This is a genomic window from Methylocaldum sp. GT1TLB (genome assembly GCF_051027445.1).
GTDB lineage: Bacteria > Pseudomonadota > Gammaproteobacteria > Methylococcales > Methylococcaceae > Methylocaldum.
Genome location: NZ_CP194898.1, coordinates 4951552 through 4968752 on the forward strand (window position 1 = coordinate 4951552; position 17201 = coordinate 4968752).

At 59.0% G+C, this 17201-nt stretch carries 13 protein-coding genes; 5 read left to right on the forward strand and 8 right to left on the reverse strand.

Annotation, left to right across the window (positions count from 1 at the left end; translation table 11 throughout):
- Positions 1-369 precede the first annotated feature (369 nt).
- A complete protein-coding gene (icd, locus tag ACR2R1_RS21925) occupies positions 370-1614 on the forward strand; it encodes an isocitrate dehydrogenase (NADP(+)) (RefSeq protein ID WP_086135295.1) in 1245 nt (414 codons plus the stop codon).
- 85 nt (positions 1615-1699) lie between these two features.
- Here icd and ACR2R1_RS21930 read toward each other — a convergent pair whose 3' ends face one another.
- Positions 1700-2062, reverse strand: a complete 363-nt coding sequence (locus tag ACR2R1_RS21930; RefSeq protein ID WP_077731198.1) for a hypothetical protein — start codon at positions 2060-2062, stop codon at positions 1700-1702.
- 234 nt (positions 2063-2296) lie between these two features.
- The gene (locus tag ACR2R1_RS21935; RefSeq protein WP_434111934.1) at positions 2297-6010 is read right to left on the reverse strand and encodes an FAD-dependent oxidoreductase; all 3714 of its coding nucleotides are present in this window, start codon (positions 6008-6010) and stop codon (positions 2297-2299) included.
- 247 nt (positions 6011-6257) lie between these two features.
- Between ACR2R1_RS21935 and ACR2R1_RS21940 the strand changes: the two genes are divergently transcribed.
- Positions 6258-7856, forward strand: a complete 1599-nt coding sequence (locus tag ACR2R1_RS21940) for a MutS-related protein (RefSeq protein WP_434111936.1) — start codon at positions 6258-6260, stop codon at positions 7854-7856.
- A 9-nt stretch (positions 7857-7865) separates the two neighbouring features.
- Positions 7866-8630 (forward strand): hydroxyacylglutathione hydrolase, encoded by a 765-nt coding sequence (gloB, locus tag ACR2R1_RS21945; protein WP_086135297.1) that lies wholly within the window; start codon positions 7866-7868, stop codon positions 8628-8630.
- Between the two features lie 116 nt (positions 8631-8746).
- Here the strand turns inward: gloB and ACR2R1_RS21950 are convergent, their stop codons facing one another.
- Positions 8747-9169 carry a hypothetical protein gene (locus ACR2R1_RS21950; RefSeq protein ID WP_077731202.1) on the reverse strand — a complete coding sequence of 141 codons (423 nt, stop codon included), beginning with the start codon at positions 9167-9169 and terminating at the stop codon, positions 8747-8749.
- A gap of 78 nt (positions 9170-9247) precedes the next feature.
- Positions 9248-9706 (reverse strand): DUF302 domain-containing protein, encoded by a 459-nt coding sequence (locus ACR2R1_RS21955; protein ID WP_077731203.1) that lies wholly within the window; start codon positions 9704-9706, stop codon positions 9248-9250.
- 45 nt (positions 9707-9751) lie between these two features.
- Here ACR2R1_RS21955 and mobA point away from each other — a divergent pair, with 45 nt between their 5' ends.
- Entirely contained in the window at positions 9752-11233 is a 1482-nt protein-coding gene (gene mobA / locus ACR2R1_RS21960; protein WP_086135298.1) for a molybdenum cofactor guanylyltransferase MobA, read from the forward strand.
- 86 nt (positions 11234-11319) lie between these two features.
- A complete protein-coding gene (locus tag ACR2R1_RS21965; RefSeq protein WP_086135299.1) occupies positions 11320-12063 on the forward strand; it encodes a flagellar brake protein in 744 nt (247 codons plus the stop codon).
- A 13-nt stretch (positions 12064-12076) separates the two neighbouring features.
- Here the strand turns inward: ACR2R1_RS21965 and ACR2R1_RS21970 are convergent, their stop codons facing one another.
- From ACR2R1_RS21970 to ACR2R1_RS21985, 4 genes are all read right to left on the reverse strand, one after another.
- Positions 12077-13738 carry a Y-family DNA polymerase gene (locus tag ACR2R1_RS21970; RefSeq protein WP_434111939.1) on the reverse strand — a complete coding sequence of 554 codons (1662 nt, stop codon included), beginning with the start codon at positions 13736-13738 and terminating at the stop codon, positions 12077-12079.
- 554 nt (positions 13739-14292) lie between these two features.
- Complete coding sequence (gene imuA, locus ACR2R1_RS21975) at positions 14293-14940, reverse strand: translesion DNA synthesis-associated protein ImuA (protein ID WP_086135301.1); 648 nt, start codon at positions 14938-14940, stop codon at positions 14293-14295.
- Complete coding sequence (lexA, locus tag ACR2R1_RS21980) at positions 14940-15551, reverse strand: transcriptional repressor LexA (protein WP_077731208.1); 612 nt, start codon at positions 15549-15551, stop codon at positions 14940-14942. The genes imuA and lexA overlap by 1 nt, the downstream gene beginning before the upstream one ends.
- A gap of 87 nt (positions 15552-15638) precedes the next feature.
- Positions 15639-17015 carry a cytochrome B6 gene (locus tag ACR2R1_RS21985; protein WP_434111942.1) on the reverse strand — a complete coding sequence of 459 codons (1377 nt, stop codon included), beginning with the start codon at positions 17013-17015 and terminating at the stop codon, positions 15639-15641.
- Positions 17016-17201: the final 186 nt, after the last annotated feature.

A 17201-nucleotide genomic window follows, 5' to 3' on the forward strand; every position in this document is an offset into this window, starting at 1 on the left:
AGAAGCTGTCTTCAAACTGCTGCGCGCCGTCATGCCGGCGTTGTTCAAGGGTTCAAGATGCTGATGAAAAACATCTCTGTTTTTCACCCTACCGGGCGCGCTATCGTGCGTCCCATTTCTCTCCCGGAGAAATGGTCATGTACTCCTCGGTACACTCCGGTTTTGACTCGCCCGATCCTTGCGGTTCGCCCTGCGGGCCAGGCTAACGGCTGTTCCCTCCACGGGCCTGCTGGCGGCTTCGGGTCGCCCTTTCGCGCCTTTCCTTGACGTCGCTCGTGACGTTTGAAGACTGCTTCTAAGGGCTAGATCGTCGCGGATTTCTGCGTCGGTCAGTATCTCAGTTCTCTACGCTATTTCATGGAGGTCGCCATGGATTACCAGCACATTCGGCTTCCTGCCGGCGGCGAAAAAATCAGCGTTCGGGACGGCAAGCTTCGTGTTCCTGACGAGCCCGTCGTCGGCTACGTCGAAGGCGACGGCATCGGCCCGGATATTACGCGCGCATCCCTCCGCGTTTGGAACGCAGCGGTCGCCAAAGCATACGGCGGGGCGCGCAAAATCCATTGGTGCGAGCTCTTTCTCGGAGAAAAAGCCGCTGCACTCTACGGCAACGCTTTTCCCGACGAAGCGGTGCACGCGCTAAAGGACTTGGTCGTATCCATCAAAGGTCCTTTGACGACCCCTGTGGGTGGGGGAATGCGGTCCATCAACGTGTCCCTTCGACAAACCCTTGATCTTTACGCATGCGTTCGCCCGGTACGCCATTTTCCGGGAGTGCCGTCGCCCCTGCGTCATCCCGAAGCGGTGGATGTGGTCATCTTTCGGGAAAACACCGAGGATGTTTACGCAGGCGTCGAATATCCGGCGGGATCGCCCGAAGCCTTTAAACTCGAGCGTTTTCTGAAACAAGAGCTCAAGGCAGATTTCCATGAGGGCAGTGCTCTCGGGGTGAAACCGGTGAGCGAATTCGGAAGCAAGCGGCTGATCCGCAAAGCCATCCGCTATGCGCTCGATCACGGGCGGAAGAGCGTTGCCTTGATGCACAAAGGCAATATCATGAAATTCACCGAGGGCGCGTTCCGGAACTGGGGTTACGAACTCGCTCGTACGGAGTTCGCCGGTCAGACCATCACCGAAGAGGAATTGAACAGATTCCATGGCGGCAAACAGCCGGATGGCAAGATCGTCATCAAGGACCGCATCGCCGATATCATGTTCCAGCAGATGCTGCTTCGTCCCGAAGAGTTTGACGTCATCGCTACGCTCAACTTGAACGGCGATTATCTTTCGGATGCGGTCGCGGCGGAAGTAGGAGGTGTTGGTATTGCGCCGGGAGGCAACATCGGCGATTTCATCGCCGTATTCGAAGCAACCCATGGTTCCGCGCCCAAATACGCCGGCCAGGACAAAGCTAATCCCGGCTCACTGCTCTTCAGCGGGGTAATGTTGCTTGAATACCTGGGATGGCACGAAGCCGCGAAAACGGTAGAAAACGCTTATAGTGCCGTTGTCGGCCAGAAGATCGTCACTTACGACTTTGCACGGCAGATGGAAGGCGCACGCGAGGTGAAAACCAGCGAGTTCGCCGAAGCCTTAGTAGGGGCGATGGGTTGAGTGCCGGGCACAAAAAAAAGCAGGGCGGTTGCCGCCCTGCTTTTATACTTCCAGCCTGTCTCAAGACAGACAGGTTGCAGGCATCTTATTTGATGCCGGCGTTGACCTTTTCCATGGCGGCGGCGGCTTCGCTCAAGAGCGGTGCGGCTTCGGACGTGTTTCCGGCTGCGCAAAGGTCTTGGGCTTGCCGAACCTTCTTCATGGCGTCCTGCAAGGGCTTGCCAGCCGCGTCGCCGGTGATTTCCTTATAGTTCTGCTTGGTCTGCTTGATGGCAGACAGGCAGCCGTCCTTGTCGCCAGCGGTTGCAGCGGCCTGGGCTTCCTTGGTGGTCTGGACGGTCTTGACCATGAATTCCTTTACGCCAGCGGCGTTTTCGGCGGCAATGGCGCTACCCATCGTGCCGGTCAACAACAAAGCGCCCAGAACTAAGGTTTTGTTCATTTTCATTCTCTTGCGTTCTCCTCTGGCTATTCCTGGAATAACCAAACAAATGTCACGATTGCTTATTGAGTGCTGATGCATACGCCGCCATTGCCATACCGCGTTTCGCGGAAGCTTCCAGGTCGCGAGCTCCTGCGATGGCGTCGATCGAGGAAAGGCGTAAAGCCGTCCATGCAGTCAACGGGCGTCAATGGTAAAAGACTTTCCGGATATTGTCATGCTTTCGTCTTTGGAAATTTTTCAGCCTACCCGTCGATCGCCGTTTTTCGAAAGTAGATAGTCCAGCCACATCGTCGACAGTTTCTCCTGTACCGAGTTCTGGCGCAGGCGTGCGTACAAGTTGGGAAAATCGACCCGGTCCAGGTCTTGATCCTGGTTGTAGCAGGAGTACACGAAATACTCCTTGCCGCTGTCCGGTTCCACATGCTTGCACAGACACTGCGCGCAGACGCCCTTCATCATGCACTGCATCGGCGAGTTGATCGAGCCAATGGCGGAGTGATGAGCCTTGAGATACGGCTGGAGGACGCCGTAACGGGCTGCTTTGACCGCCGCCATCATGCGGTCGGAGCCGATGACGATCATGTGGTCGACGTCGTCCATGTGGATCGGAGTCGGACCCAGTTCGCCCTTCGCGTAAGCCAGCATCGCTTCGACGATGTTGCCGACGAAGGTTTTGTCCTGGGGGCGCAGCGGCGGTATGGGCTCTGCTCCTGGGAGATTATCGACCGACCAGACCACCACATCCGAGGCCGCTTCGATTTCCCGAATCTTGAACACGTCTTCGCGCTTCCGATAGCCGGCGAAATAGATGACATGGCTGCCCGCCGCGCGCAGCGCTTTGCCGATGGAGAACAGCACCGCATTGCCCAGGCCGCCGCCGGCGAGGAGGACCGTTTGCCCGGCGTGAATTTCAGTGGGGGCGCCGGTGACCCCCATCACCACGATGGGGTCGCCGGGCTTCCACATCGCGCAGAGCTTGGACGACGAACCCATTTCCAGAGCGATCAGGGATATGAGGCCTTGTTCCTTGTCGACCCAGGCGCCGGTCAATGCCAGGCCTTCGGCGACCAGCACCGTATCGTCCACGACGGGTGCGAGCGCTTCGAAGTTTTGAACGCGGTAGAACTGGCCCGGGCAGAAGTGCTTCGCGGCCAGCGGAGCCCTTACGATGACTTCGACGATGTTCGGGGTGACCCGATTGATTTCTACGATACGCGCCAGCAGTATGTCGTCGAGCCTGTGCTGGAACTCTCGCAGATTCGCAAGGCGCTGGGGCTGCTGGGCTCGATCGAGCGCGGCGAGCTCCTTTTCGTACAGTTTGACGATGTAAGGATATCCGTCCTTGGCGCTGGCCATGGCTTTCACCACGTTGCCGGCATAGACCGGGTGGTTGTCGCCGTAGAACGTGATGAACTTGCCGTGGCGGCGGTACGAGGTGAACGGCGCAGGCTTGCCGATCTTGGGAACGGCGGTGTCTTTGACCGGTTCCAGCTCCGGAATTTCGCTCAGCCAATTGGGTTCGTAGCGCTGATAGAACTTCTGGTCCATCTCGAAGGAATCCGGATGCTCGGATTCGTAGATGGTATTGGGCGAGGTTCCCGCGGCGACGAACAGGCTGCGCAACGGGACTTCGAGGTTGCCGGCTTTTTGCCAGCGGCCATCCTGTTCCTCCAGTTTTTCGAAGCGCACGGCGCGGAGATGTCCGTATTTGTCCTCCAGGGCCTCGAGCGGGTTCATGCCCTCGGCCAGCAGAATGCCTTCGTCCATGGCTTCCTTGATTTCCTCGTGATTCTGCCGGTAAGCGGGTGAATCCTTCATGCCCTTGCGGTAGAACAGCGTGACGCCTCCCCAGGCATTCAGCAAGGGGAGGAAATCGGGCTTTTCCCCGGCGGCTTGTGCCCTTTGGCGTTCTGCCTGCACGGCCTTGGCATGACCCAAAAACTCGTCGAGGATCAGCAATTCTTCCTCGTCGTAGCGGGCGCGTACGGTTTCCTCGCCGAAGGCGGCGCACAGCTTTTCGTAGCGTTGCATGATCTTTTCGACCTGCACCGGATAGTAGGCCAAAAGCTCGGTGGCGGTGTCGATGGCGGTCAAGCCGCCGCCGATCACGCCGGCCGGGAGGCGCACTTGCAGATTGGCCAGCGACGACTCCTTGGCGGCCCCGGTCAATTGCAGCGCCATCAAGAAGTCCGACGCCTTGCGGATGCCGCGAATCAAATTGTTCTTGATGTCGATGAGCGTGGGTTTGCCGGCGCCCGAAGCGATGGCAATGTGGTCGAAACCGAGATCCCAGGCTTCGTTGATCGTGAGAGTGCCGCCGAAGCGCACGCCGCCGTAGCAGCGGAAGCTGTGACGCCGCAACAGGGTCAGATAAATGACTTTCAGGAAGTTCTTGTCCCAGCGCACCGTGATGCCGTATTCGGCCACGCCGCCGAAGCCCAGCATGATGCGTTTGTCCAAATCCTCGTACAACTCTCGGAAATCATGGATGGGGCGGGGCGGATGGGTCTCGTCTCCGACGATGTCTTTGGGCAGCGGTTCGATCTTGAGGCCGTCGATACCGACCACGCCGAAGCCTTCGTTGGTCAAATAATGAGCCAGCGTGTAGCCGGCGGGCCCCATGCCGGCCACCAGCACGTTCTTGCCGTTGTAGGGAAGGGCGTACGGCCGCTTGACGTTGAGCGGATTCCAGCGGGTCAGGAGGCTGTAAATCTCGAAGCCCCACGGCATGAACAAAACGTCGGTGAGGACGTTGGTCTCGATCTGCGGAATATTGACAGGCTCGGTTTTCTGATAGATGCAGCCCTTCATGCAGTCGTTGCAGATGCGGTGGCCGGTGCCGGGGCAGAGCGGGTTGTCGACGGTGATCAAGGCCAGCGCGCCGATGTTGTCGCCTTGCCGCTTGACGACGTGCATCTCGGAAATTTTTTCCTCCAGCGGGCAGCCGGTAATGGTCACGCCGAGCGGATTGGTCTTGTACGTGCCGTCCTTCTTGTTGCGCATGCCCTTGGAGCACGAGTCGGTATCCCGGTCGTGGCAATAAATGCAGTGGTCGACTTCGTACAACACGCGCCGTTCGGGAAAACGTGGATCGGTAAGGCCGAATCCTTCGCGCCTCCTGTGGTGTTCCTCGGGGGCCGCCCATACGCTGTAGCCGTCCGCCGAGCGCGTCTCGTGATGAACCAGATGATTGAAATCGGTCTTGGCCGGGAACTTGAAGCTGGCCCACCCTTGGACTTGGGCTTTGAGCTCGGGAATTTGCGTAGCTGCATAGGTCCAGCGTTGGACCAGATCCAGCAGCGCCTTCACCAGGTCTTCGTCGCTCTTGCCCAGCAGACCGGCAAAGCGCGCCTCGGTATCCGGATCGGTGGCAAGAGTACGGCGCAATTCGGCGATTTCCCTTCCGCTCACCGACGCATCTTGATGCCAGCGGTGCAAGCGTGCGCCTAAGACGGCAACCGCTTTTTCCCGGTCCGATTCGATCAACACGGGTTCGGCGATTCGGAGCAAGGACTCGAAGTCCGCCTGGATACCGGCGATATTCCAGCTTTCCAGCGCCTGATTCTTGAACAGTCCCGCGACCTTCCCGACGATCTCGTTGCGGTACAGGAAGATGCTGTCGAACTCGTCGCGGATCGCCTGTATTTGCGTGTCCCGTTCGGACGATACGCCGAACAGCCGCGCCACGAAAGTACCGACATAGGGCGCCATTTTGACCAGGACATCCGAAATCTTTTCGGGCGGCATGCCTTCGCCTTGGCATGCGCGATAACGCTCGAATTCGGCGAATAGGGCCGGATCGTGGTTGCGGACCGTTGCGTCGAAGACGTCTGACAAGTCCTTGAGCCGTTCCGGTTCGTACAAATCAGCATAGTTAAAGCCGGATATGCCTAGGGTCAAAACGGATGCGGCGCTTAGGCCCGTATCGGAGCGAACGGAGTGATCGGTCATGATTGTCGAGATCGCGTGGGTTGATGAAACTTCTTTTTCGTCAGCGTTGCCAGAAGACGGACGGATTTTCGTGAAAAATGTGTGAAATTTTATGCTGAATCGATGGTCGAGTCGATCATGGGCACTGTTCGAGACATTACAGGGTCATTAAGAAACATAGGTATCGCCCCCGTTTCCTTCCAGGTTGAAGCGGGCGCCGCTAAGGTGTAGGTTAGGCGCCGAACTATCATTGCCAGGTCCTCGCTCCATGAATTCCCTATACCAGACTCTTCTGCAATCCGATTCCAAGGAACCGCCGGTCGTTCGTTCCGCCGCGCCGGGCGCAACCGGAGAGGGTGTCATCGATGTTTCGACGTTTCAGGCCATCGAAGTCGATAAGCTGTTCGACAGCATCAATCACGCCGCCACGATCACCGGTCAGGCAACCCTTTATCGCTCGCTGGTCCAGCCGCTGGCGTCGGCGGACCTTATCCGGGCCAAGCAGGACGCGGTTCGGGAAATCGAATCCGACAAGGCGCTTCGAGACTCGTTGGAAACCCTGATCAAACAGGCGAAGTCGCTGGAAGATGACTTTTACGGTTTATTATTCGGCACGTTCATGGGGCTCATGAGTTCGCCCGCGCACAAGCTGGAAATCGAGGGCTACGGTTATGAGACCTATAAAAAAGGCACTCGGTTCATGCTCAATCTGGTGGAGGCGGCAAACCGGTTTCCGAAGCCGAACAGCGAGTACCTGGGCCTATTGATCGACGACTTGCGGCGCTTTGCCCATTCGCGCGCCTATGCCCTGATGAAGGGGCCGGTGTACCGGACCGAGAAAGATGTCCGCTCCAAGGCGGAGAAACCCTGGTATACCCCGGCGATCCGCTTTCGGCCGTCACTGTTCAAGCCGGTGGGGCTCGCGGTCGCGGCCATCCTCCTGGTGCTGACTTTGGAATTCGTGCCGTTGCTGCTCGATCTGGCGGTTTCGATCGCGCCGGTATTTTGGCTGTTCCTGCTTCCCATCAGCTTCGTTTACATCCCCATCGTCGGCGGTTTCGATCGCGATGGCTGCATCTATCCGCTCCGCGACATCTTCAAACGGTCCGAGGACGTGCAAAACACGCTGGATTCGCTGGGCAAGCTGGACGAGCTCTTGAGCTTCGTCCGCCTCAAGGAATCCTTCCACCACTCCGTGGTCTTGCCCAAGATCGTCGAGGCCGAGCGCCATTCGCTGGTGCTCAAAGGCGTGCGGAATCCGGTGCTGAGCAAGGACAATCCCGACTACGTGCCCAACGACATCAGCCTGAAAAACACGCGGCTGACCTTCATCACCGGACCGAACAGCGGCGGCAAGACGGCGTTCTGTAAAACCCTGGCGCAGAGCCAGTTGCTCGCGCAAATCGGATGCTATGTGCCGGCTCAGGAAGCGGAACTGACCGTCGCGGACCGCATCTTTTACCAGGTCCCCGAAATCAGCCACCTCGCCGACGGTGAAGGGCGCTTCGGCACCGAACTCAAGCGGACCAAGGACATTTTCCTCGCGACGACGCCGAAAAGCCTGGTGATCATGGACGAACTCTCGGAAGGCACGACCCACGAGGAAAAGATCGAGATTTCCATGAATATCCTGGACGGGTTCTATCAGAAAGGCAGCAACACCATTTTGATCACCCACAACCACGAACTGGTCGATGCTTATCAGCAGAAAGAAATCGGATTGGCGAGGCAGGTCGAGTTCAAGAACGAGCAGCCGACTTACCGGGTGGTCGAAGGCATTTCGAGGGTCAGCCACGCGGATCGGGTGGCTCGCAAGATCGGTTTTTCGAAAGAGGATATCGCCCAGTATTTATCCGGTGGCAGATAAGGACGCATTATGCTGGAAATCCTTCAAATCCCCGTACTCAAGGACAACTACGTTTACCTGATCCACGACAGCCAAACCGGCGAGACGGCGGCGGTCGATCCCGCCGAGGCCGATCCGGTTTTGGAGGCGCTCGCCGCTTACGGATGGACGCTGACTCATGTCCTGAACACCCATCATCACGGCGATCACGTGGGCGGCAACCTTGAGCTCAAGCGGCGGACGGGCTGTCGGATAGTGGGTTCGGAGCGGGACCTCAAGCGCATTCCAGGTATCGATATAGCCGTGGGCGAGACGACGGTTTTGAAAGTTGGAAGCTCCGAGGCTCGCGTGCTCGATGTTCCGGGACACACGCGTGCGCACATCGCGTTCTGGTTCGCCGGGGCCGATGCGCTATTTTGCGGTGATACGCTGTTCGCCCTGGGATGCGGACGGTTGTTCGAAGGCACGCCGGAAGAAATGTGGCGCTCGCTCTCGAAGCTGCGCGCCTTGCCTCCCGAGACCAGGGTTTACTGCGCCCACGAATACACCCAGGCGAACGGCCGATTCGCCTTGACGGTAGAGCCCGGTAATGTGGCGCTTCAGCAACGGATGGCGCAAGTCGATGATCTGCGGCGGCAGAACAAGCCTACGGTTCCTTCGACGTTGAAAGAGGAATTGGCGACCAATCCGTTCCTCCGCCCCGAAAGCGAGGAAATCCGGAGCAACTTGGGAATGATGAACGCCGACCCCTTGGAGGTGTTTGCGGAAACGCGCCGGCGGAAGGATATGTTTTAAGAGTCCTTGTCGGCAAAGGATTGCCGACCTACGACTTGGTAGGGTGGGTTAGCCCTGAGCGTAGCGTTAGCGAAGCCGAAGGGCGTAACCCACCGAAACGGAGTTTGTTGTCCCCCTTATTTCTTCACGTCCTTATCCGCACCCGCCGGAAAGCAAGCTTCCTGAGCGTATTTCTTCGCTTCCTTGTACTTCTCGCGCAGTTTCGCGGATTCCGGCGGATCGCGGAATTCCGCGCCGCGCTCGCCGGCCATGCTGAATCCGTAGGTGAAAGTCTGCGCCTGGACGAATTCATCGTGGCTCATCCGGCTCGCGATCTTGTCGACGCTGCACGTGCAGTGATAGAGATTGTTGTAATTCTGGCCGCCATGCTCCTGCATGCATTGCAGGACATATTCGACCCTGGCCAGCGTGGGAAAATCGTTGGTTTCCTTTGCTTCTGTTTCGGGGGAGGGCGGAGCGGACGTGCAGCCGGCTGCCAGGATCAGAACGGCGGCCGTTGCGGGCCACCGGATATTCAAGGGAAAAGCGGGTATTTTCATGCTCAATCGTTCTCGTAAGCCTGTCTCAAAATCGCTACATGATAGTGCAGCGAAAGCGGAAGGCGCAATTTGTGAAATTCAGTTTTCGACCGCAAAGTCCACGATTTGTTTGAGCTTTTCGTTCATTTGCCGAGCGAATTCGTTCATTTTCGGGTTAGGCGAACGGGTCGGCAGCAAATGCGTGGTCACGATAACTTTGCCGTTCTCGGAACGGACGGCCACATTGCAGGGCATGTAGATGACGGATTCCGGCGAAATTTCCAGCATCTCGCGGGCCAGCGTGAGATTGCAGAACTGAATGGTGTCGTAATCGGGGAAGCTGATGTTCTCGCGCTCCCGGATCACGCTGCCGATCTTGTTGTGGCCGGTGATGCGGAAATTCCGCTCGGTGATCGCGAGCTCCAACTCGGACAGAACGTCCTGATAAGGTTTGGTAGTCTCGGCTTGATAGTAGAGCGGTTCGGGATTCTTTGGAGCGGAGCACCCTGGCAGGATAATCAGCAGCAGTGCGACAATCGAACCAAGAAATAAGCGCATACACTAAATAGAAACATATCGAAACTCGATTTTTAGCTTATCACCATGATTTTAGAGAGGGCAAAAATAACCGGCGTGATTCTGGCCGGCGGACGCGCACGACGGATGGGCGGCGAAGACAAAGGGCTGATTCGCTTCAAAGGCAGACCACTGGCGAGCTACGCTCTGGAAGCCCTGGATTCGGTCGCCGCGCACATTCTGATCAACGCCAACCGGAATCGGGACGCATACGCGCGTTTCGGTTATCCCGTGATATCCGATCAGACCGACACTTTCGACGGGCCTCTGGCCGGGCTGCTCAGCGCCATGCGTGCCGCGGAAACGCCCTATGTCCTAACCGTGCCATGCGATTCGCCGCTGGTGACGGGGCGTCTTCTGGAAAGACTGTGCCGGGTGATGCAGGAGACCGGAGCCGAGCTTTGCGCCGCCCACGACGGCGAGCGTTTGCACCCGGTTTTCCTGCTGGCTGAACGCCGCCTGGCGGACAGCCTGGAACGTTATCTGGCCGGCGGTCAGCGGAAGATCGACCTCTGGCTCGAGCAGCACAGGCTGGCCTTGGTCGATTTCAGCGATCATCCCGAGTTGTTCGCCAACGTCAACACGCCGGGGGAGTTGGCGGCGCTGGAGGGCATGGAAACGGCGGATGCAACGGCAGCGGCTCCGATCGATCTTCAGGCCAATCCTTACGATATCCGAATGACGAATGCGGGACGCGCCTCCTGCTATGCCGCCACCGCGCTCGACGAGTACGGTGAACGCCGCGAATTGGAACTGGTGGGCGAACGCGCTCTGACCGTCTATGTGGACAAGTACGAAATCGTCACCTTGATGACGATCGGAACCCATCCGGAACTTTTGACGCTCGGTTATCTCCGCAACCAGGGATTCATCGAGAACATCGCCGACATCCGGTCGGTGCAGGTCGATTGGGAGACCGAGGCGGTCGCGGTGACTACCCGGCTCACCGAACACGCCTTTCTCGAAAGGCTGGGCAGCCGTACCGTCACCACGGGGTGCGGTCAGGGCACGGTGTTCGGCCGGTTGATGGACCAGCTCCGCGAAATTCGCGTACCCAAGGTGACCGTCCGCCAATCGGAGATCTACGGCGTTTTCAATGCGCTCAGGGATTACAACGAGGTATACAAGCGGGCCGGGGCGGTGCATGGCTGCGCGCTGTGCAAAGACGGCAAGATCGAGATCTTCGTCGAAGATGTCGGACGCCATAATGCCGTGGATGCGATCGCCGGCTACATGTGGCTCACCGGCATGGAAGGCGGGGACAAGATTTTCTATACCACCGGACGCCTCACCTCGGAAATGGTGATCAAGGTCACGCAAATGGGGATCCCGGTGCTGCTGTCGCGTTCGGGGGCCACCCACATGGGATTCGAGCTGGCGCGGCAGGCGGGCGTGACCATGCTCGCCCGCGCGAAGGGACGGCACTTCCTGGTTCTCAATGGCGGCGAAAATATCGTTTTCGACGTGCCTTTGCCGAAGCGGCCTTCGCCCGAAACGACGGATGATTAACAACCGCAGGCAATTCCGATCACGTTTTTCGGTGCGTTGCCCTGCTAAGCTTTAATGTCAAGTGATCCTTAGTTCTATTGCGACCTATGCCAGCCGATACCAGTGAAAGTCAAGGCGGATACGTTCTGAAAAGCCGGGGCGAAATCATCGAAAAGCTCAAGCTCATGCAGACGAAGAAGTGTCTTTTAAGCACTCTGCCGGACGGTAGTGGCCTGAGTTTCGTGACCACGGTCGTGCAGGTGATGGCGGAAAAAGGATTGGTGGTCATGGATTTGAGCGAGAACGCCAGCGTCAATCGGCAGTTGCTGGCGGCGCAGCAAGTCGCATTTCGCGGACAAGTCGACGGCATCCAGTGCCGCTTCGCCCTGACCAAACTTACCGAGGCGACCTTGAACGGGCAAACCGTGCTTGCGGCCCCGATTCCGGATTCCTTGTACTGGCGGCAGCAGCGGACGTTCTACCGGGTGGCGATTCCGGTAGCCATGCCGGCCAAATGCGTGGTCAGGCTCGACGACATGCCCGCAGAGTTCGGTATTGCCGACATCAGTCTTTCTGGGTTAGCCCTGATCGACAAAGCCAATCGGCTCGGCGACTTGTTCTCCGTCGGGCATATTCTCGAAGAATGCAGGCTGATCCTGCCCGGCCATGGCGAAATGATGCTGGGTCTCGAAGTGCGCAATAAAGTCGCGATGACCTGGGCTAACCCTCCGGTCGGTCAGCGGGTGGGGTGTATTTTCCGCGGCGCCAGCCGAAATTTCGAAATCAGCCTTCAGAAATTCATTTACGAAATCGAACTGCAGAAAAAGCGGCAGGAAAGCGTATCGCGCTGAGGGCGACCAAGTCCTAAGCAAAGAAACCATGGAGGTACCACCCGCCGTTCCCATCGAGTTCCCGGTATATCCAGGCGCGGACGCCTTCCGGGCTCACCGCCACGCGGTAATCCCGCCGGATCGAAGCGCCGTCCCACCAGCCGCTCTCGATGCGCTCCCGCTCCGGCAGCAATCGGTAACGGGTCGGATCGCACGGTCGAGGCTTGGGCAGCAGCCACAACGGCCGGCGTTCCTTGCCGATGGCGAAGCCGATGGGCGATTCGTTCCGCGTCCAATCGCAAACGGCGTCTCCGGGAGCACCGAAGCCGCCCTTCCAATCGCAAACGGCGTCTCCGGGAGCACCGAAGCCGCCCTTCCAATCGCAAACGGCGTCTCCAGGAGCACCGAAGCCGCCCTTCCAATCGCAAACGGCGTCTTCGGGGGCGCCGGAGACCCCCTTCCAGGCGAACTCAGGGCGGTGATCGGCCGGAGTGTCCAGAAAGCGCAAGGCATCGCGTCCCAGGCGCTGCTGCAATTGTTCCAGCAAGGTCTCCCAGTCCAAAACGCCCGGAGTTTTGGCAGCGAATAGATCCGCCTCGTGCGCCCGATAGGGTTGTAGCGCGCCGCAACGCAGGCGAAGGGCGGTAACGGCGTCAGGCAGGGGCGTTCGCTCCAGACGCTCGCTCAGCAGCATCGAAATTCTCTCCGGATCGCGGCTGGCGTAGCGAAGCTTCAGTTCCAGGCGCGTGGCTGGCCGGCGGAAGTGGAAAAGCTCCAGTTCCAGCCGGTCCGTGGCGGCGTCGTGCTGGCGCAAAAAGGCAGCCAAATTTTCCAGCAGAACCGCGCACACGGGGCGCAGGTGAGCCAGGTTCTCGGTTTCCGCGGCGAGTTCCCGATAAGCTTGAAAGACAGGCGGCGTTCGGAAGAGCCCGGGCATTTCCTTTTCCCGCCCTGCGGCTCGGTCGAGTTGGCGTAGCACGGCAAGACCGTAACGCCGAGCTAGGCCGTCCCGCGGCAAACGCCAGAGATCGCGCAGGGTGTGGAGACCGGCCTTGGCGAGCCGGTTCGCCGTATTCCGTTCCAGGGGCAAGCGGGCGATGGCCAGATCGCCGAGCCCGGAGCGGAGTGCCGCCGGGTTCTCCACCGTCCGCTCCAGCCCGGAGGAGGCCATGAGCCAGGCCGGAAAAGGTGCCGGTGCCGCCGCGAGAATGTTGCAATGGCCCAGGTTTTCGAGCTTGGCACGCAGCCGCTGCGTCAAGGCATTCAAGCCGCCGAACAGGGTCAGGCTGCCGCGGATTTCAAGGACCAGGGCGGCCGGATAATCGAGGCTCACCCAGGGCGTGAAGCCGAGCCCGGCTTCCGCCAGCTTTTCCAGCGCTTCGCGTTCCATCCGTTCGTCGCGGCGATGCAGTTGCAGACCGGCGCATAAGGCCAGGGCCGCGTTCGTAGGTAAGCCGGGATGGATGCCGAAAGCCCCGGCGGCAGGGGTGGCGGCAGAAATCAGGGAACGCCCGCCGCTGTCCACCCATACGGCGGCGGGACAGTCGTCTTCGAGCTTGAAGACCTCCAGCGGCAAACGCGGCAGATAACAGCACAGCCAAAGTGCCGCCGGCGCCGGCTGCGAAGTAGCGGAGACTTGCGTGGCCGACAATGTGAGCTGGGCTGCCGGAACTGTCGGAAAAGCCTGCAAAGCCATGGGGTGTTCCAATGTTTAGGGCATTTTTATATCGGGTGTAGGGGCGAATGAATTCGCCCCTACACCATAAATTCGAACTGAAAATGCTCTTGCCCAATTTGCTCCTTCTTTCCGGGCAGAGGTATCTACATAAGTCGATCAAAGAAGGAATCGTTGCGCGATAGCTTCGTTTGAGTTGTAGGCCGGAATAAGCAAAGCGTTTCATACGGCACACCGTGTGCCGTCCCCTGTGGGCGCTGCGCATGCCAATCCGCTCCCGGCCGCTTGGTCCGGCAAAACTCAGTGGGACATAACATTGTGCCGGGAACGGCTATCGCCCCTTCGACTTCGCTCAGGACAGGCTTATCCTGGCCTACATCCGGCTGCGTCGGGAAAGGATTCCCGACTTACGTGGCTGCTTCTGCATGCTGCCTATTAACCCGGCCTATAAATATAGGCCGGGTTAATCCGGGGCAGGGATGCCCCGGCGCGGCGACAAGCCGCGTGAGCCCAGGCCGGGCGTGTACCGGCCTGGGCGGCGGCCCGAAATACCAGGAGGGTATTTACGGGCCTGATTAATAATTGGGAAACATATCGTCCGCCCCGCCAATCAGTACGGCATTCACGACCGGCATGCCGCGCGTCTTGAGAATGTGAACCCAAAGCCCTTGCTCTCCCGCTTCGAGGCGAAGACGCAGGGCGGCCGGGGTGCCGGCGGGCAGATCGGACAAAAGCAGTACACCGAGGCAATGGCCTTCCGTCGCCGCCAGTTGCAAGCGGCGCAATACCGGAAAAGGAGACGGTTTGCGGGGCCAGGCCAGGACCATGCCGCAGGCGGTGCTGCGCAACAGTTTTTCCGCGCTCCACCAGATGTCCTTGTCGTTCGAGAGCTTGTCCAGCAGGAGCAGACGGCCCAAATCGATGCCGGCATCCGCCAGGGCCGGTGCATATGGCAGATAAGGCGGCGCGATCCAGGCCAGGCGTTTTCCCGATCCTTGCACGTGCCGCATGGCGGGAAGCAAGAGATGCAGTTCGCCGATGCCCCAGGCGGGAACGGAAACTTCCATCAATGCCGCAAAAGGCCAGCCTCCTTCCGGTAATGCGTGGTCCAATTCCTGAAAGCCGGTGGGAATCGCAGCATTCTCGGCAGGTTGAGGCCGGCGGCCGCGCCACAGAAGCGGCGTCGTGCGGAGCAGTTCATCAAGTCCATTTGGGCTGTTCATCACACCCACTCGCTGCGGATGACGCCGACTACCACGCCTTCGATGCACAACTCCTGGCGCTCTAGGTCGACCGCCAGGGTTTCGAAGTCGGGATTGGCCGGTTCCAGATAGGCCACGGAGCCTTCGAGCCGCAGCCGTTTTACCGTGACTTCGTCGCCGATGCGGGCGATCACGATTTGGCCGCTGCGGGTCTGGTCGGTGCGCTGCACCGCCAGAAGATCGCCTTCCAGAATGCCCGCATCGCGCATGCTGAGACCGCGCACGCGGAGCAGGTAATCCGCTTTGCCCTGGAACAATTCCGGGCCGAGGCGGCAATATTTCTCGATATGGGCTTCTGTCAGCACCGGCCGGCCGGCGGCGACTCTGCCGATGACGGGCAGGGCGTCGGCCGGAGCCTGGTATTCCAGCAGCCGGATACCCCGCGCCAGAGAGGGCATGAGCTCGATCAGACCTTTTCGGGCCAATGCCTGAAGATGGCCGCGCACGGCATTCGTGGATTTGAGACCCAGCGCATCGGCAATTTCCGCGATGGTCGGCGGTACGCCGCTCTGGCGCAGGGTTTGGCGGATATGGTCGAGTATTTCCTGTTGGCGCGGAGTCGTGTTCTTCATGGCTTATAAAAGCAGTGCTTTTATAAGCAGTATAGTTGGGCTTTCGAGAAATGCGCAAGCATCGATATGGAGGATGCGACGAATGCTTTACAGCGTTAGCAGAAACGCGAGCAGATCCTCTTTCTCGGACTTGGTGAGTTTCAGTCCGAGCACCAGGTTGAAGAATTCCACCGTGTCTTCCAGCGTCAGCAAGCGGCCGTCGTGCAGATAGGGCGGCGAGTCCTTGATGCCGCGCAGAGGCGGAGTCTTGACGGAGCCGTCCGTCGAAGTGGCTTGGCTGGTGGTGATTCCGGGTCGGTAAAACCGTTCCACCTTCAGGTCATGGGTCTGGTTGTCGGTATAGTGGGGCGGTGTGTGGCAAGTCGCGCACCGGGCTTTGCCGAAAAAAAGTTCCTGCCCTCGGAGCGCGGCCTCGTCGTTGTTTTTTTGCGGGTCCAGTTTGCCCGACGTATCGAGCCTGGGCGCCGGCGGAAAATCGATGAGTTTTTGAAACTCGGCCATGAGGCGCACTTCGTCGGCTCGTTCGACCATGTGGGCTTCCTTTCTTTTGGCGGCTTCAGCGTCTCCGTCGAAATAAGCCGTCTCCAGTTCGAATTCCGAGCGGTCCTCGATGCTTTTCAGTCGGCCCTGGGTGTCGAACAACTGCTGGACGTCGACGCCCCTGAGGCTCCGCGTGTCGATGCGACGGCCGGGTTCCCGCGGCCGGGTGCTCGATGCCGTCTGTATGGCCGCGCCGGTGTGGCCGTTGACATGGCAGTCGAAACAGGCGACTCCGGAAGAAGGATCTTCGGTACGGCGGTCATCGGTGGCGTTGAACTGCTGCTGGGGAAAAGGTGTGAGCAAGAGCCGCAGCCCTTCCAGCTGTTCCGCATTGATGATGCCGTCGAAAAGTTCGCGGTAGTTGGATAGCGTTATCAAGCGGCTTCGAGAGACATCGCCCAGGTCCGGCCGTGTCTTGAGAAAGAGCGGAGACGGGAGTTCCGGTTGGAAGCGATCCGGAATGTCGAAGCCCACGTCGAAACGGGTGAGATCCCGGCCTTCTTGCTCCTCGACGGCTTCTATGAAATTTTTGCTGAACACGATGCCGCCCTCGGCGGGATTGGGGTGGGGCAGAGGCATGAACCCCTTCGGAAACAAGTCTTGCTTTCGAATGTCCTCAGGGGACATTTCCACTAATTCTTCCCAGGTTATGACCTCCCGCAGTTTGACCCGCACGCCTTCCTGAATGGGTTTGCCATGGGTCATCGTCACTGTTTTGGAGGGGTTGTCGCTGAGATCGTAACGTTCGTCGAGAGCCTTCAAATGGCGCTCCATGGCATCCAGCTTTGCGGTCTTCATGCGCGCCATGAACTGCTGAAATTCCTCGGCGCTCCTCGCCGGAGCGGGACACATCGCGAGGCCGGTGAAGGTCAGGCCCAGGATTGCGAATCCACGCAGAACCGTTTCGAGTGCTTTTTCTGGCATCGTCCGTTCCTCCCTATCGGCACTTTGCTGAATGCAGCCTCGAAAGCCGCGATGGTTGAAGTCCGTAGACGAAATGTTTAATTAAATGGCAGTCATCTCGATAGCGATAGCCGTACGAATACGGACCCATTCAAAGTCGCTTTCGATGAGGAATTAATTTTTGTAGGGTGGGTTAGGCCGCGAGGC

What these genes read in the sequence shown, in the direction of transcription:
- ACR2R1_RS21955 (WP_077731203.1), bottom strand. Translation starts at nt 9,706, where the DNA reads ATGCGCTTATTTCTTGGTTCGATTGTCGCACTGCTGCTGATTATCCTG.
- ACR2R1_RS21985 (WP_434111942.1), bottom strand. Translation starts at nt 17,015, where the DNA reads ATGCCAGAAAAAGCACTCGAAACGGTTCTGCGTGGATTCGCAATCCTG.
- ACR2R1_RS21930 (WP_077731198.1), bottom strand. Translation starts at nt 2,062, where the DNA reads ATGAAAATGAACAAAACCTTAGTTCTGGGCGCTTTGTTGTTGACCGGC.
- ACR2R1_RS21940 (WP_434111936.1), top strand. Translation starts at nt 6,258, where the DNA reads ATGAATTCCCTATACCAGACTCTTCTGCAATCCGATTCCAAGGAACCG.
- ACR2R1_RS21970 (WP_434111939.1), bottom strand. Translation starts at nt 13,738, where the DNA reads ATGGCTTTGCAGGCTTTTCCGACAGTTCCGGCAGCCCAGCTCACATTG.
- gloB (WP_086135297.1), top strand. Translation starts at nt 7,866, where the DNA reads ATGCTGGAAATCCTTCAAATCCCCGTACTCAAGGACAACTACGTTTAC.
- lexA (WP_077731208.1), bottom strand. Translation starts at nt 15,551, where the DNA reads ATGAAGAACACGACTCCGCGCCAACAGGAAATACTCGACCATATCCGC.
- ACR2R1_RS21935 (WP_434111934.1), bottom strand. Translation starts at nt 6,010, where the DNA reads ATGACCGATCACTCCGTTCGCTCCGATACGGGCCTAAGCGCCGCATCC.
- mobA (WP_086135298.1), top strand. Translation starts at nt 9,752, where the DNA reads ATGATTTTAGAGAGGGCAAAAATAACCGGCGTGATTCTGGCCGGCGGA.
- ACR2R1_RS21965 (WP_086135299.1), top strand. Translation starts at nt 11,320, where the DNA reads ATGCCAGCCGATACCAGTGAAAGTCAAGGCGGATACGTTCTGAAAAGC.
- icd (WP_086135295.1), top strand. Translation starts at nt 370, where the DNA reads ATGGATTACCAGCACATTCGGCTTCCTGCCGGCGGCGAAAAAATCAGC.
- ACR2R1_RS21950 (WP_077731202.1), bottom strand. Translation starts at nt 9,169, where the DNA reads ATGAAAATACCCGCTTTTCCCTTGAATATCCGGTGGCCCGCAACGGCC.
- imuA (WP_086135301.1), bottom strand. Translation starts at nt 14,940, where the DNA reads ATGAACAGCCCAAATGGACTTGATGAACTGCTCCGCACGACGCCGCTT.